Source organism: Symbiopectobacterium sp. (assembly GCF_051710365.1).
Classification (GTDB): Bacteria; Pseudomonadota; Gammaproteobacteria; order Enterobacterales; family Enterobacteriaceae; genus Symbiopectobacterium.
This window is the reverse complement of sequence record NZ_JBPETA010000018.1, coordinates 12822-28819: the sequence shown is the minus strand read 5'-3', so window position 1 is coordinate 28819 and position 15998 is coordinate 12822. Positions and strand designations below refer to the sequence as shown.

Annotated in this window: 12 protein-coding genes, 3 pseudogenes and 1 riboswitch; of the genes and pseudogenes, 4 read left to right on the top strand and 11 right to left on the bottom strand. The window is 55.2% G+C overall.

The genetic code is table 11. The features are described from left to right. Positions 1-145: 145 nt before the first annotated feature. The 6 genes and pseudogenes from ACTBDZ_RS03060 to dppA form a co-directional block, all read right to left on the bottom strand. A pseudogene (locus ACTBDZ_RS03060) lies at positions 146-625 on the bottom strand (putative urea ABC transporter substrate-binding protein); the annotation flags it as partial. 60 nt (positions 626-685) lie between these two features. Next, positions 686-786, bottom strand: a riboswitch (guanidine-I (ykkC/yxkD leader). 190 nt (positions 787-976) lie between these two features. Further along, complete coding sequence (gene dppF / locus ACTBDZ_RS03055) at positions 977-1984, bottom strand: dipeptide ABC transporter ATP-binding subunit DppF (protein ID WP_438814195.1); 1008 nt, start codon at positions 1982-1984, stop codon at positions 977-979. Continuing rightward, positions 1981-2961 (bottom strand): dipeptide ABC transporter ATP-binding protein, encoded by a 981-nt coding sequence (gene dppD / locus ACTBDZ_RS03050; RefSeq protein WP_438814194.1) that lies wholly within the window; start codon positions 2959-2961, stop codon positions 1981-1983. The genes dppF and dppD overlap by 4 nt, the downstream gene beginning before the upstream one ends. A gap of 13 nt (positions 2962-2974) precedes the next feature. Next, positions 2975-3877 (bottom strand): dipeptide ABC transporter permease DppC, encoded by a 903-nt coding sequence (dppC, locus tag ACTBDZ_RS03045; RefSeq protein ID WP_438814193.1) that lies wholly within the window; start codon positions 3875-3877, stop codon positions 2975-2977. 14 nt (positions 3878-3891) lie between these two features. After that, on the bottom strand, positions 3892-4911 hold the full coding sequence (dppB, locus tag ACTBDZ_RS03040) for a dipeptide ABC transporter permease DppB (protein ID WP_438814192.1): 1020 nt from the start codon (positions 4909-4911) through the stop codon (positions 3892-3894). 159 nt (positions 4912-5070) lie between these two features. Next, positions 5071-6678, bottom strand: coding sequence for a dipeptide ABC transporter periplasmic-binding protein DppA (gene dppA, locus ACTBDZ_RS03035; RefSeq protein ID WP_438814191.1), 1608 nt, complete (start codon positions 6676-6678; stop codon positions 5071-5073). A gap of 773 nt (positions 6679-7451) precedes the next feature. Between dppA and ACTBDZ_RS03030 the strand changes: the two are divergent. Both ACTBDZ_RS03030 and ACTBDZ_RS03025 read left to right on the top strand, forming a co-directional pair. After that, a pseudogene (locus ACTBDZ_RS03030) lies at positions 7452-8172 on the top strand (helix-turn-helix transcriptional regulator). A gap of 74 nt (positions 8173-8246) precedes the next feature. Then, entirely contained in the window at positions 8247-8630 is a 384-nt protein-coding gene (locus ACTBDZ_RS03025) for a VOC family protein (RefSeq protein ID WP_438814190.1), read from the top strand. Between the two features lie 37 nt (positions 8631-8667). Here the strand turns inward: ACTBDZ_RS03025 and rhaD are convergent. The 3 genes and pseudogenes from rhaD to rhaB form a co-directional block, all read right to left on the bottom strand. After that, positions 8668-9075 (bottom strand): annotated as a pseudogene (gene rhaD / locus ACTBDZ_RS03020) (rhamnulose-1-phosphate aldolase); the annotation flags it as partial. 6 nt (positions 9076-9081) lie between these two features. Continuing rightward, positions 9082-10344: an L-rhamnose isomerase gene (locus tag ACTBDZ_RS03015; protein ID WP_438814189.1), complete on the bottom strand. Its 1263-nt coding sequence runs from the start codon at positions 10342-10344 to the stop codon at positions 9082-9084. Beyond that, entirely contained in the window at positions 10341-11813 is a 1473-nt protein-coding gene (gene rhaB / locus ACTBDZ_RS03010) for a rhamnulokinase (RefSeq protein ID WP_438814188.1), read from the bottom strand. Before rhaB ends, ACTBDZ_RS03015 begins: the two co-directional genes overlap by 4 nt. 334 nt (positions 11814-12147) lie before the next feature. Here rhaB and rhaS point away from each other — a divergent pair, with 334 nt between their 5' ends. Together rhaS and ACTBDZ_RS03000 are read left to right on the top strand one after the other, a co-directional pair. Next, on the top strand, positions 12148-12987 hold the full coding sequence (gene rhaS, locus ACTBDZ_RS03005; protein WP_438814187.1) for an HTH-type transcriptional activator RhaS: 840 nt from the start codon (positions 12148-12150) through the stop codon (positions 12985-12987). A gap of 33 nt (positions 12988-13020) precedes the next feature. Next, complete coding sequence (locus ACTBDZ_RS03000; protein ID WP_438814186.1) at positions 13021-13863, top strand: helix-turn-helix domain-containing protein; 843 nt, start codon at positions 13021-13023, stop codon at positions 13861-13863. Positions 13864-13873: 10 nt separating this feature from the next. On the opposite strand, the gene ACTBDZ_RS02995 is transcribed toward ACTBDZ_RS03000, so the two are convergent. Together ACTBDZ_RS02995 and rhaT are read right to left on the bottom strand one after the other, a co-directional pair. Further along, the gene (locus tag ACTBDZ_RS02995; protein ID WP_438814185.1) at positions 13874-14404 is read right to left on the bottom strand and encodes a YagU family protein; all 531 of its coding nucleotides are present in this window, start codon (positions 14402-14404) and stop codon (positions 13874-13876) included. 343 nt (positions 14405-14747) lie between these two features. Next, positions 14748-15782, bottom strand: a complete 1035-nt coding sequence (gene rhaT / locus ACTBDZ_RS02990; protein WP_438814184.1) for an L-rhamnose/proton symporter RhaT — start codon at positions 15780-15782, stop codon at positions 14748-14750. Between the last annotated feature and the right edge of the window lie 216 nt (positions 15783-15998).

Here is a 15998-nt window from a genome sequence, read left to right as displayed (position 1 = left end):
AGGTTACGGATGGTAACGTGGGGAGTACTCATGCTGATTGGTCTGCAAAAAGCAGTAATAAATTCAGAACTTCAGAATACCGTCAAGTCCCGAAAAAAGAAAAATCAGGTGCGGAATGACGGATTGACGATGCGTACGTCCTTTTCTGCTCTGCCAGCCCGGCATGTTCCAGACCGCGAATCAGCAGATAGTGGGAAACCGACAGCTCCGGCAGGTTAATGCTCATGCCTTTAAGGTCGGCCAGCGTTTTCCCTTTGCCTTTCATCACCACGCCGTCATTGCCTTCGGAGAAACTGCCCGGCAGCAGTACCGTGGTATCCACACCACCAGCAGCCGGAATGGTGAGAGCATCCATGTTGGTCATGGTGCAGCCATCAAATTGTCCGGCGGTATATTGGTTGATGGATTCGACATAGTCGTTAAGCTGCGTCACCTTGATCTCGATGCCGTACTTTTTGGCCCACTTGTCGATAATGCCGCTGGTGCTGGTATAGCCCCACGGCATCCAGCCTGCATAGATGGTCCAGCACACGTTGAAACTTTTGCGGGATTCCGCGTGGGAGAAAAAACTCGAGAGTGCGAGCACGCACGCGATAACAAGTCCAAACGGACGGGTCATTTTCATGGGGGAGGTCTCCAGTCTGGTTTCGGGGTGCAGGAGCAGCAGAATGCCTATTGGCTTGCTGTCTCCCGGGCTTTTATCCCGCCGTGTAACCCCGACCTGGAGGTCGCCAGCTCTCGGACCAGCATCCACCGCAGTGGACCGGAACCCTAGCCAGCCATTTAGCGCACACAGCCTGTCAGTTCTGTGCTGCCCTACGCAGTCAGAAAAGCAATCGCCATGACAAAATTAACTTATTGAAATTAAAGTATATTAAAGGAAAGGAGCGAGGTAACGGCGCGCCGTAGCGGTGCAACATGGTTTCAGGTGCACCGACATGGGGAGTTTCTTCCCGTCGGTGCACCCGTTTTTTACTTAAGCAGAACCGGCTTCATCCCTGTCGACGGCAAAGCAGGCAATCAGTTGATCGCCATAGGCTTTCAACGTTGGTTGGAACTGGACGCAGGTATCAAAACGATGCTGGCAGCGCGCGTTGAATGCACAGCCCGGCGGCGGATTGAGCGGGCTGGGCAGTTCCCCAATCAGCTTGATACGCTCGCGGCGCAACGCCGGGTTCAGACGCGGCGTCGCTGACAGCAGCGCCTGGGTGTAAGGGTGGCGCGGGTTGTTGAAAATCGCCTCCTTGCTGCCCTTCTCCACGCAGCGACCCAGGTACATCACCATCACTTCATCGGCAATATGCTCAACCACCGACAGGTCATGGGAGATGAATACGTAGGACAGACCCAGCTCTTGTTGCAGGTCCATCATCAGGTTCAGTACCTGTGCACGCACCGACACGTCCAGCGCCGACACCGGTTCATCGGCAATCACCACGTCAGGGTCTAGCATCAGGCCACGCGCAATGGCGATACGCTGACGCTGGCCGCCGGAGAACATGTGTGGATAGCGGTCGTAATGCTCGGTTTTCAGGCCGACTTTTGCCATCATCGACAGTGCTTTTTCACGACGCTCAGCCTTGGACAGTTCGGTATTGATCAGCAACGGCTCTTCCAGGATCTGCCCCACCTTCTTGCGCGGGTTGAGCGATCCGTAAGGATTCTGGAACACGATCTGGATCTTCTGGCGACGCAACTTCTGCGCGGCAGGATCCGGTTTCAGCAGATCCTGCCCCTGGTAGTAAAGCTCGCCCTCAGACGGGGTTTCGATCATGGTCAGCAAGCGGCCAAGGGTCGATTTACCGCACCCTGATTCCCCCACCACCGCCAGCGTTTTGCCACGCTCCAGGGTGAAGGAGACGCCGTCCAGCGCTTTCACCGCGCGTTCAGGGGCAAAGAACCCTTTTTTTACCGGGTAGTGTTTCTTTAAATCGATCGCCTGCAACAGGTAATGCTGCCCGGCGGCATTCATGCTCTGGCTCATGCGACGGGCCTCCCCTCATCATCGAGCGGTGTATGACATTTCACCTGACGGCCCGGAATGTCACGCAATTCGGGCTCTGCTTCACGGCAACGCGCACTGGCGTAGGGACAGCGAGGGTTAAGCAAGCAGCCCAACGGTCGGTCATATTTGCCCGGTGCTACGCCCGGCAGCGAGGCCAGACGTGATTTATCAACCGCAAATTCCGGTAACGCACGCAGCAACGCCTGAGTATACGGGTGGCGCGGCGCATGGAAGATATCCGCCGCTTTACCGGATTCCACCACCTGACCGGCATACATCACGATGATGTGGTGGGCCGCTTCCGCCACCAACGCCAAATCGTGGGTGATCAGGATCAGAGCCATGTTTTCCCGCTGCTGCAATTCCAGCAGCAGTTCAATGATCTGCGCCTGAATGGTCACGTCCAGTGCGGTAGTCGGTTCATCGGCGATCAGCAGTTTGGGCCGACAGGCAATCGCCATTGCGATCATCACGCGCTGGCTCATCCCGCCTGACAGTTGGTGCGGATACACGTCTAACCGCGAAGCCGGATCGGGGATGCCCACCTGCGTCAGCAAATCGATAGCACGCTGATAGCGCGTTTTGCGATTACCGCCCTGATGCACCTTGATGGCTTCCATAATCTGGTAGCCTACGGTGTAGCAGGGGTTAAGGCTGGTCATCGGGTCCTGAAAGATCATCGCCACTTCGGAGCCGACCAACTGACGCCGTTCTTTTTCCGAAATGCTTTTCAGATCGCGCTGGTTGAACTCCAGCTTGTCTGCCATCACCTTGCCGGGGAAATCAATCAACCCCATGATAGCCAGCGAACTGACCGATTTACCGGAGCCGGATTTGCCGACAATGCCGACCACCTGCCCTTGTTCTACTTTGTAACTGACGCGGTCAACGGCGCGGAACGGGTTATTCCCTTCGCCAAAATGTACCGACAGTTTTTCTACGTTGAGTAATGCCATCTCTTCCCCCGGATCACTGCTTGAGTTTGGGGTCGAGAGCGTCACGCAAGCCGTCCCCCATCAAGTTAAACGCCAACACCGCGAGCAGGATCGAAAGGCCAGGGAAGGTCACGACCCACCAGGCACTCTGCGCAAACTGCAACACGTCGGCCAGCATGGTGCCCCACTCCGGCGTTGGCGGCTGTGCGCCCATGCCGAGGAAACCCAATGCGGCCATGTCGAGAATGGCGTTGGAGAAGCCCAATGATGCCTGCACGATGAGCGGTGCCAGACAGTTGGGGAAGATATTGATGAACATTTGACGCATCGCGCCAGCCCCCGCCACGCGGGAAGCGGTAACGTAATCGCGGTTGACCTCAACCAGCACCGCCGCGCGCGTCAGGCGCACATAGTGCGGCAGCGCCACGAAGGTCAGCGCCAGCGACGCATTGACGATGGACGGTCCGAACACCGCCACCAGCACCAACGCCAGCAGCAGGCTGGGCAGCGCCAGCATGATATCCACTACGCGCATGATGACGGTGTCCACCATGCCGCCAAAGTAGCCCGCCAGCAAACCAAGAACCACACCCATAATCAGTGACAGCACCACCACCAGACAGCCGACCAGCAGCGACAGGCGTGCGCCGTACATCAGGCGCGAAAGAATATCGCGGCCTACATCGTCGGTGCCAAGCAGAAACTGCCAGCTACCGCCTTCCTGCCATACCGGCGGACGCAGTAGCGCATCGCGGAACTGCTCTGCGGGCGCATGCGGTGCCAGCACGTTGGCGCCAATGGCGATAATCAACATCAGCACCACATACACCAGGCCCACCACCGCGCCTTTGTTACGTTTAAAGTAATGCCAGAATTCCTGTAGCGGAGTCATCGGCACGGGCGCATTATCAACAGCCGGTTCAGTGACTTGAGTCATCTTCGCCTCTCCCCTTATTTCTTGTGTCGAATGCGCGGATTCACCACGCCGTACAACAGATCGACCAGCAGGTTGACCAGAATGATCATGGTCGCCACCAGCAGCACACCCCCCTGCACCACCGGATAGTCGCGGCGTTGCAGCGCATCAATCAACCAGCGTCCCAGTCCCGGCCAGGAGAAGATGGTTTCGGTCAGAATCGCCCCTGCCAACATCGTCCCTACCTGAAGACCGATCACGGTGACCACTGGCAACATGGCATTGCGCAGCGCATGCACCACGATGACACGCAGGCGACTCAGCCCTTTGGCGCGCGCGGTACGGATATAATCCTCACCCAGCACTTCCAGCATGGCGGAGCGGGTCATCCGCACGATCACCGCCAACGGGATCGTGCCCAGCACCACGGCGGGTAAAATCATGTGCATTACGGCATCGATAAAATCGCCCGGCTCACCGAAGAACAGGGTATCGATCAGCATAAAGCCGGTCAGCGGCAGACTGTCGTCGAGAAACACCGTATCGCTGATAAGGCCCGAGACAGGCGTCAGATTGAGGTTGACCGACACCAGCATGATCAACATCATGCCCAACCAGAAAATCGGCATGGAGTAACCGGTCAGAGCCAGACTGACAGACGTGTGATCGAAAATGGAACCGCGTTTAACCGCTGCCAGCACGCCAACCGGAATACCGACAACCACAGCAAACAGCATCGCGCAGACACCCAGTTCCAGGGTAGCCTTGAAGCGCGGCACAAACTCATCCCACACCGGGATGCGGCTCTTGAGGGAAATACCCAGATCGCCGTGCAGCACACCGTTGATATAGGTGACATATTGCTGCCATAGCGGCTTATCAAGCCCCAGCTCAGCCAGCAGCTGCGCATGGCGCTCAGGAGAAAGGCCGCGTTCGCCTGCCATAATCATCACCGGGTCGCCGGGGATCATGTGCACAAAGGCAAACGTCAGTAGGGTAATACCAATAAACGTTGGGATAACCAGCCCCAAACGCCGGAGTATGAACTGAAACATATCCCGAACTCTCTGTATATAAGTGCCTGACGGCTCATAGGCTGACAGGCTTATCAATGCGCTCACAGCTAGATTTTTACGGGCACCAAAGCCCCGCCCCAAACGCACCAACGGTACGTTCGGGGCAGGGCCAGGGTGCCCATGAAATGGCAGGCTGAATTAATCCAGGGTCACGTTATTGAAGCTGTGTACGCCACGCGGCTCGATCACATAACCTTTCACGTTTTTACGGATAGGCTCATAGACCGTGGAGTGGGCAACAATCAGTGCAGGAGCCTGATCGTGCATCACAACCTGTGACTGTTTGTACAGATCAATACGTTTCTGGTGATCGGACGTTTCGCGCGCAGGCTGAATCAAGTCTTCAAACGGCTTGTAGCACCACTTGGAGTAGTTAGAGCCTTTTTCTGCCGCGTCACAGCTGAACAGGGTCGCGAAGAAGTTATCCGGATCCCCGTTATCGCCGGTCCATCCCATCAACACCGTCTGATGTTCACCCGCTTTGGCGCATTTCAGATACTCGCCCCACTCGTAGGTGACAATCTTGGCTTTCACGCCAACTTTGGCCCAGTCAGACTGGATCATTTCCGCCATACGGCGTGCGTTCGGGTTGTACGGACGTTGCACCGGCATCGCCCACAGATCCACGGTGAAGCCATCAGCCATGCCCGCTTCTTTCAGCAATGCTTTGGCTTTTTCCGGATCGTAGGAGTAATCCTTCACGTCATCGTTAAAGCCCCACATGGTCGGTGGGATCAGGTTCTTGGCCGCCTGGCCTGCGCCCTGATACACCGCATCAATGATGGCGCCTTTGTTTACCGCGTAGGTCAGTGCCTGACGCACTTTCACGTTATCCAGCGGTTTTTTCTGCACGTTGAAAGAGAGGTAACCCACGTTCAAGCCGGGTTTTTCCAGCAGCGTGATGTTTTTGTCTTCTTTCATGCGGGACAGATCGGCCGGGTTAGGATACGGCATGATCTGGCACTCATCTTTTTGCAGCTTGGCATAACGCACGGACGCATCCGGCGTGATGGAGAATACCAGGCGATCGATGCCCGGTTTCTTGCCCCAGAAGCCATCAAACGCTTTGTAGAGAATACGGGAGTCTTTCTGGTACTGTTGCAACTGGAACGGACCGGTACCGATCGGGTTCAGGTCGATCTTCTCCGGGGTGCCGGCTTTAAGCATGTTGGCACCGTACTCTGCGGACATAATCGACGCAAAGTCCATCGCCAGGTCGGCCAGGAACGGCGCTTCCGGGCGGGTCAGCACGAAACGAACGGTATAGTCGTCCACTTTTTCGATTTTGCTGATCAGTTCCGGCATGCCCATGCCTTGATAGTATTCGTAGCTGCCGCCAGACACTTTATGATACGGATGGTTCGGATCTTGCTGACGCAGGAAGGAGAACAGCACGTCATCCGCATTGAATTCACGCGTCGGCTTAAACTCTTTGCCGTCTTGCCACTTCACGCCTTTACGCAGATGGAAAGTATAGGTTTTGCCATCTTCGCTGATGTCCCATTTTTCTGCCAGGCCCGGCTCAATTTCGGTAGTACCGCTTTTGAATTCAACCAGACGGTTATAAATAGGAATTGAGCTGGCATCAAAGGTGGTGCCGGACGTAAACAGTTGCGGGTTAAAACCTTCAGGAGAACCTTCGGAGCAATAGACCAGGGTTTTTGCCTGGAGACCGGCTGCCACAGACATGGCCAGCAAGCCGAGTCCGATTTTGAGCACCCTTGATTTTGCCAAGGATTTTTCCATTACGTGTACTCCATTGTGGATGTTGTGTGTTGATGAAAGTCAGACCAGGATATTTTTACTCGCCGCCGACAAGAGGCCGTTCTCATCAGCATCGACGCAGCACGTCATGTGGTGGCTGTGGTCTGTACTTTTTTGCCCGAAGGCTACAATTCACTTAATAAGGAGGGAGACGAGGCAGTATATGAGAGTGGCCTGCGGATAGATTTGCGAACCCGGCATCAGCCTGACAATCCGTTGTCCCCTCTTCCAACCCCGTCAATGTGGCAACAGATCACCCTAACGTCAATATAATGGGTGTGGATTTACAAAATCGCCACATCTTCAACAATAGCATACAATCTGAAAAATCATAAAAAAAATTAAATAAAATCACAAAATTCAATCAAACTACCAGATAATAATCTTTAAATTTTTGTTAAAACAGAAATTATCACCATAAAAAAACATGAAACATCTTATGTCAAATGATGAATCAATGAGCAACAACGCTTGTTAAAAACGTTAATGTCAGGTAAAAATTCCGAAAGAACATAAGAATTAGTGATAACCATCACAGACATCATTAGCCTGGCGCTAACTAGTTACGTTACATGAAAAAACTTCTCGCGACGGATCTTGGGTAAGCGCCAGCAAACGCGCGCCAAACAATGCCGAAATAACCATACAAACCGTCATTCCGCACCTATTTTCCCACTTATGTCATCAGAAATGTCATGATGGGGTAAAGCAGCGCATCATGGCGCTAAACGATAATGTTATACAGAGAGTGTGTTATGTCGCGTGCGCAGCGCTTACTCGCGTTATTACAGCTATTACGCCAGCACCGCTTCCCGGTGAGGGGAGAGCAGTTAGCCGAGCAGCTTGGTGTCAGCCTGCGCACGCTTTATCGCGATATTCGCACCCTGCAAGCACAAGGGGCCAGCATCGAGGGTGAAGCGGGAGTGGGCTATCTGCTGCGTCCCGGGTTATATGCTGCCGCCGCTGATGTTCTCCCCTGAAGAGTTGGAGGCCCTTGCGCTGGGAGCCCGTTGGGTGAATGAACGCGGTGACAGCCACCTCGCGGCCGCCGCGCAATCGGCGCTGGGAAAGATTGGCGCGGTACTTCCGCAGCCGTTGCACTATGTGATGGAACACTCTGGGCTGCGCGTTGGCCCGAGCGAAGCGCATAAAAGTGACGACGACGTGATGTACCAACTGCGGTTGGCGATTCGCCAGGAGCAGCGGATAGACATTGTCTATTGTGATCTTAAAAACCAGCACTCAACGCGCACGCTATGGCCATTAGCATTGGGGTACTTCGATCAAACGCAACTGCTGGCGGCCTGGTGCGAACTGCGGCAGGATTTCCGTCATTTTCGTACCGATCGCATTGCGACGCTGATGCGTTTGCCCGATCGTTTTCCCAAACGTCGTGAGCAATTGCTGCAAGCCTGGCGAAAAAGCGTGTTTGACACGGAAACTCCGCCGGACCCAAAGCCTACTGACAGAAACTGACACACGATACCGATAACGTGCTCACAGGCCTGATGCCGCTTGCGCAGGCCCTTCATTGTGACAAGGAGTACGTGATGACTTTTTCCCCAAGCAGCCTGATCCTGTATGTACAGGATGTTGATGTCAGCGCCCGTTTTTATCAAACCTTGCTTGGCGCGCCGCCGTTGGAAACCTTCCCCGATTTCACCCTGTTTGCGCTACAGCCTGAATTCTCACTCGGTTTACAGGCGCGCCAAGGCATATTCTCACCGCCGCAGCCGCAGGTGGGCGGCATCGAACTGTGCGTGAGTCAGGCAGCGGACAGCGATGTGGATGTGCTTTACCACGCGTGGGTGGCACAAGGCGTCACCATCGTGGCTGAACCAACGCGTCTGGAGTTCGGCTACACCTTTGTGGCGCAGGACCCGGATGGTCATCGGCTGCGGGTGTGCGCCACGGATGTCTCGCATTATCAGTAGACGATAACGCCTGAGGTGATGATGCCGCGACGTAATAATCGCGTCCCTGGCTGGCCGCCATGCGCACGATGTGCGACTGGAAGTGTGCCGCCAGCTCAAAGGTAGGCAAACCGCTGCCGGTCAAGCCCCAGAAAATACGGTAGCCTTTGCCATCGTCATCCACCTGCAATAACACCAGCGTATCCGCCGGATCTAACTGTACGTTGCGGAAGAACTTGCCCGAACCGGTCACGATAAACCAGCAGCCTGCCAGCTCCGGCATCGCCAGTGACAGCGCTTCGTGGCGTGGCGTTGGAGTGAAATCGCTCTCGTAGGGCGTGACGTCTTTGGCATCGAGGCGCAGGCTGACGTTGCCGCCATTGCGTTCGTCCCAGCCTTTGAGCCACATATCGCTAGTGGCTTTAATCATGCCTTGTACAAACCAGGAAGACAGAATTGCTTGCATAATCACTTACCCTTGACGTTGACGAAGAATGGTTTGTTCATAATGGCGTATCTGTTGCAGCCATTCGCTGCCCGGTGTCACATCGTGGCGCTGGCAGTAGTGTTCCCACACGGCTTGCCACGGCAGCGATTTCTGCTCTTCCAACAGTGCAAGATGCGCGGTGTAGTCGCCTTCCTGTTCCAACTGGCGCAGTTGCTCGGTGGGTTCCAGCAGGGCGCGCAGCAGCGCTTTTTTCATGTTGCGCGTGCCGATGACCCAGGCAGCAACGCGGTTGATGGAGGCATCAAAGAAATCGAGGCCGATATGAACGCGATCGAACAGATTGTGGCGCACGATCTCATGGGCGATGGCTTGCGTTTCGTCGTCCAGCAGTACCACGTGGTCGCTGTCCCAGCGTACCGGGCGGCTAACGTGCAGTAACAGGCGCGGTACGTACAACATGGCGCTGGAGATCTTGTCGGAGATCACTTCCGTTGTGTGAAAGTGGCCGGCATCAAGGCACAGCGCGGTGCCGCGACTGGTGGCGTAGCCAAGATAGAATTCATTGGAGCCCACGGTGAAGCTCTCTGCGCCGATGCCGAACAGCTTGCTTTCAACCGCGTCTATGTGGTGCTGCGCATCCAGCGGCTCGGCAATCACTTCATCCAACGCGTTTAACAGGCGCTGGCGAAATGCCAGACGATCGATGGTGAGATCTTTCATGCCGTCCGGCACCCAGATGTTCATCACGGAAGGCGTGCCCAACTCGCGGCCAAAATAGGCCGAAATGCGGCGACTGGCCTGACAGTGTTCAATCCAGAAACGGCGCACGTTCTCATCCGGGTGGGAGAGGGTGAAGCCGTCGCTGCTGAGCGGGTGCGAGAAACAGGTGGGGTTAAAGTCCAACCCCAAATGCTGTTCTTTGGCCCAGGCCACCCAGCGGCTAAAGTGTTTCGGTTCGATGGCGTTACGTGCGACAGGTTCATCGGATTCCAGGTAAATCGCATGCAGATTCAGACGCTTGGGCCCCGGAATCAGGCGGAAAGCCTGCTCAAGGTCGGCGCGCAGTTCATCGGCGGTGCGCGCTTTGCCCGGATGGTTGCCGGTCGCGGCAATACCGCCAGTGAGTGCGCCTGCGGACTGCTCGAAGCCCACCACATCGTCCCCTTGCCAGCAATGCATGGAGACGGGGATGTTATCCAGTTGCTTCAGGGCAGCCTCGACATCAACGTTGAGCGCGGCATAGCGCGCCTTGGCCAACTGCCAGGCCGATTCAATGGCGGTATTCATACGGTAAGCTCCTCACTGGCGTGGCACAGCGCCTCAAAACGGCGCCAGTGTCCGGCAAAATCGTCAATAGAACGGGGGATATAACGTTGTAATGGAAAGCTCTCCGCCAGTTGCTGACGAAAAGCAGTGAGATTGGGGATGGCGTCAAGCGCCATCAACTGACAGCCGATATTACCGAGCGTCGAAGCTTCCACCGGGCCTGCCAATACCGGTATCTGGCAAACATCAGCGCAGAGTTGGTTGAGAAATGCGTTCTGACACCCGCCGCCCACAATGTGCAACTGGCGTAGCAGTGTGCCATGCAACTCTCCCAACTCCAGCAGGACGCGGCGGTACAGCAGCGCCAGGCTGTCAAAGATGCAACGGGCGAACTCGGCCTGGGTAACGGGCTCACTCTGCTGGTGCTCGCGGCAGAAAGCGCGAATGGCCTCACACATCGACGGCGGATTGATAAAACGATCGTCGTTCGGGTTAATTAAACGCGTGAACGCTGGCAATGCGCTGGCATCGCGAATCAATGCGGGCAAATCGGCAATGTTCATCTCCAGCGCCACGCGTTGCAGTAACCACATGCCCATGATGTTTTTCAGGACGCGGTAGGTGCCGTTGATGCCACCTTCGTTGGTGACATTCGCCGCCAGTGCGCGCGTATCGTGGTAGGGTACATCGCTTTCAATGCCCATCAGTGACCAGGTGCCAGAGCTCAGGTAGGCGCTGTCGCCTTCAGTCAACGGTGCGGCCACTACAGCGCTGCCAGTGTCATGTGTGGCGACGGTAATCACCGGTATGGCATCACCTGCCGGGGAGGTCCAGGCACCGAGCGTTTTTCCGGGTTGTGCAGGGGTACTGAACCACCTCGCAGGCAGATCGAGCCATGCCAGCAGCGACGCATCCCAGTTTTTGGTGTGCAAATTGAGTAGCTGAGTGGTGCTGGCGTTGGTGTATTCGCAGCCGAGGCTACCGGTGAGGCGGTAGTGGAGATAGTCCGGGATCATCAGAAAATGGGCAATGCTGTCGATGTTGCCGGGGTTGGCGCTGCGCCAGGCTTTCAACTGATACAGGGTATTGAACGGCAGAAACTGAATGCCCGTCAGATGATAGATATGCTCGGCACCCAGCTCTGCAATGGCTTGCGCCATCACGCCATCGGTGCGGTGATCGCGGTAGGCATAGGGCAGATCGACGCGCTCGCCGGCGGCATCCAGCAGCACATAATCCACGCCCCAGCTATCGATGCCGATGCTGTCCGGAAGAATGCCGCTGTCGGTGATGCGGTGCAAGCCGGTGAGGATTTCCTGTTCCAGCGCATCCAGATCCCACAGATGGTGCCCGTCCTGTTCTACCAGACGGTTGGTAAACCGATGGATCTCTTTGAGCGCCAGTTGCCTGTTCTTGACTTGCCATGTTGCCAGCATGACCCGGCCACTGGAGGCGCCTAAATCCACTGCGACGATATTCTTCACCGCCATTGCCGTTCCTCTTTCACTAATTCATGTTGCGCAGTGTAAAGAGCCGGTAAGCGCGTCGCCTTCCAGTGAATGCCATGGGACAGAGCTGGTTGGCAAAATGGCAAAGCTGGCCGTGAAAGGCGTCACACTTCGTTGATATCAGTGCGCGTTATCCCGTGCCTGTTGCTCCTGTGATCCTACCCACACTTCCGTGAATTGGCGGTGAAATCTTTGAAAAATGACGTCACCCTGAAAACGAAACGTCGGGATTTGAAGGTGAAATCTCACCGGGGTGGGTAGGCTGTTTTCTATCGATGTTTGCATTGTTGCAAAGCAGAAACACAGGGGGCTTGAAATGACGTTGCTACAAGGTGATGAGTTTTTCGTTTCTCGCTCGGTGACCGTTGCCGTGGAGCCGCGTGCGCCGCAACAGGCGTTTCCTGAGCATTATCACGATTTCTGGGAAATCGTGCTGGTGGAGCAGGGGGCGGGCGTGCATGTTTTCAACGACCAGCCGTTTGCGTTATGCAGCGGTGCGGTGTTTTTTATTCGTGATAACGATCGCCACCTGTTCGAAGACGTTGACGGCCTGTTCCTGACCAATGTGCTCTACCGCTCGCCGCGCGGCTTTCGTTTCCTGTCTGATATCGCTCCCTTCCTGCCCTACGGGCCCAACGGTGAGTGGCAAGGTCAGTGGCAGGTCAATGCGCCGACCATGCAGCAACTGAAAGGACTGCTGGAGCGCCTGGCGCTGTTGGCCCAGCGCGATACACCAGAAGATATCGCCGCCAGCGAAAGCGTGTTTTTGCAAATTCTGGTGCTATTACGGCAAAAATGTTTCCAGACCCAGAGCCTGGATGGCGATCGACACGGGGTGCAGGCGCTGCTCGGCTGGTTGCAAAACAATTACTGTGAAGAGGTGAATTGGGGGGAATTGTCCGATCACTTTGCGCTGCCGCTGCGTACCCTGCACCGCCAGTTAAAGCAGAATACCGGCATGACGCCACAGCGCTATCTTAACCGTTTACTCTTGCTGGAAGCGCGCCGCCGCTTGCAGCAGAGCGATGAATCGATTACGACCATTGCGCATGCGTGCGGTTTCAGCGACAGTAATCACTTTTCCACGCAGTTTCGCAAGGCGTTCTCTGTGGCGCCCAAATCCGTACGTCAGCATACGGGGAGTGCTGCGGAATAACACAACGCCAGTGCGGGTGAGGTGAGTGTGACCATGACGCGCGGTTTGAAGCTGCAAACGGAAGACTATTTCCTTACCGATAAGCAAGCGGTACGGGTGGCAGAGCGTCACCCTCAGCCTGACTTTCCTCTGCATCATCATGATTTCGACGAGTTAGTCATCGTGTGGCGCGGCAACGGTCTGCACTTGTGGAACGACGTGCCCTACCGCATTACGCGTGGCGATCTGTTCTACGTCAGCGCCAACGATCGTCACAGCTATGAGTCGGTAAACGATCTGGAACTGGACAATATCCTGTTTATTCGCGATCGGCTGACGCTGCCCACCGACTGGCATAACCTGCTGCCGGGGGCTGACGTGCCGCAATCTCAGCGCTACTGGTGCCTGGGCTCGGCGGGCATGGATACGCTGCGCGACAAGGTGGATGATTTGGCACAGGAGTGCATGAAGTCGGACACTCTGTCGTTGCAGCTCAGCGAAGTGCTGCTGTTGCAGATTGCGCTGCTGGCGCTGCGTTACCGCCATTTACCCGATAGCCCACAACTGGCCGATGCGCACCAGTTGGATCTGCTGATGCTGGCGCTGAGAGCCAGTATCGGCAGCCCATTCCGTTTTGATGCGTTCTGCCAGCAGCATGACTTTAGCGTGCGCGGGTTGGGCGCGCGCTTTAAGCAGGAAACCGGGATGAGCGTGGCCCAATACCTGCGCCAACTGCGGTTGTGCAAGGCGATGGAGCTGTTGCGTTACGACAGGCAGACCATTGGTGAAGTGGCGGCGCAGTGCGGTTTTGACGACAGTAACTACTTCTCGGTGGTGTTCCATCAGGCGCAGGGCATATCACCCAGCGCCTATCGCCAGCGTTTTCTGGCAGGATGAACGGCTAAACTCAGCGAGCAACCTCGTCCACATCCGGTGCGTGGGTAATACGGTTACGCAGATCGCGTCGCACAATTTCCACCAGCCAGAAGCAGAACATGTGGCCGAAAATTTCGGAGAAGTGTTCAGCGAACGGCTGATCCCACGGAGCAGGCACGGTGCCCATCAGCGGCAGCAGGAAGACGTGGAACACCACGTGCAACACCAGACCATACAGCGCACCTTGCCACAGTTTAATCTTCGGCCACACTTCCGCCACCACGCAATAGATCACCGCGAAAGTGATTGAAAAGCCGAAGTGCATGATAAAGCTCATGATCGGGCGAGGGTTGCCGTTGTACAGGTAGCTCAGGTGAGACATATCGAAAGACATGCCCATTTGCTGCAACAGTTGCTGCGGCGGGTTGGTCAGATCACGCAGAGGCGTACGCGGCGGGAAGGGGATTTCCCAACCAAATTTAGCCAGGGCGCAGACCACACCGGCGATGATCCCCACCAGCAATGCCACCAGAATTTTATCCCTTGTGGTGCGTAGTTGCATTTCTCTTTCTCCTTGAATAACGAATTTTACCGCAGTTTATTTCTAAAAATAGCTCTAACCGCCATAGACAATATCTCTGTAAGTAAATGATTTTATGGTATAATATTCCTTAATTTATTTTATAACGTGAAATAAAAGCGGGATTTACATAACTAATTGTTTTATAGGAAAAACACCGATGTTGCATAATATTTGATTATGTAAGTATTATTGACCATGTAACATTATCTTGTTGTTATTAATGATTATTATTGCGTATTTTGCGACAGATGGTGCAATGTTGGCAGGGTGTTACACGCCGCTCCGGCAGTGTTTGCATTCGAGAGCGGCCCGTAAAAGGGTATCAGGATGCCATGCCCATCACCACGATGTTGGCCGCGAGAATAATGATCAGCCCGCCCAGCACCAGCACGCTAACCGGTTTGTGCCCCACGTTATTCCACTCTTTCTGTAACAGCCCGACAATGCCGCCGCACAGCACGTAGAAACTCATGTGCAGCATCCAACTGAGGTAGGTGTAATCGGCCGGAATATTGGCGTGGCCCCAGGCGTAGAAGAAGAACTGCAAATACCACATCACGCCGCCGAGAATGGAAAACAGCGCATTGGTGATCAGCAGCGTTTTGGCCTGTGACAGATCGGCTTTAATCGAGATAGTAGGGCTCATGGCTAAACGCAGGAAACAAAAACCCAGGTTGACAATGGCACCGCCGCCCATAATCACCACATAGCTTGGCAGTGCCACGTAGAGTGGGTTCAGGCCAAGCGCCTCTGCTGCCTGATGCATCGGTTTGGCCGCATCCATGGCGAACGACATGCCCGCAGAAAAAATGCCGCACATTACGGCCAGCAGTAGCCCTTTCTTCAAATTGAACTCTTGTGCACGAATGCCGAGCGCACGTTCCTTCAGCAAACCGGCGTAACTCACCACGCCCACGCCAATCAGCGCTACCCCCACGCCGACCAGGCTTAGCTGCCCGCCAGTGGTGCCAAACAGTTGCATAAATTTGCCTTGCAACAGCGGGGTCATCAGGGTGCCGATAATCAAGGTAATACCAATGGCGATACCGATACCGAGCGACATGCCAAGGTAGCGCATGGTCAACCCGTAGTTGATATTCCCGATGCCCCACATGGCACCGAACAAAAACACCGGCAGCAGGGTAGAAAAACTGAATGAACCGAAATAGCCCCAGAAATTGGGCAGCAGCAGGGCGCTGATGCTCCAGGGCAAAATAATCCAGGAGAGGAAACCGCCCAATGACCACATGGTTTCCCATGACCAGTGACGGACCTTTTTGAACGGGGCATAGAAGCAGGCCGCGCTGGCGGCACCGACAAAATGCCAGAAAAGCCCGAGGAGAATTGCGCTATTCATAGAACCCTCTTGTTTTCATTCTAATCAGAGTAGGAGTACGTGTATGAACGCATCGCAGGGGATGGTTCGATAGGGCAAGTGTAAAAAGTGAACGCGGGGGCGACCTTCCGCTCCATGCCACTACCGGCACGTCACACGGCAAGATGCGAAAGGTGAATGCCACTGGCGTCACAAAAATAACCAAAGGAAAGAATGAAATAGCGTTTCAAGTGGAAG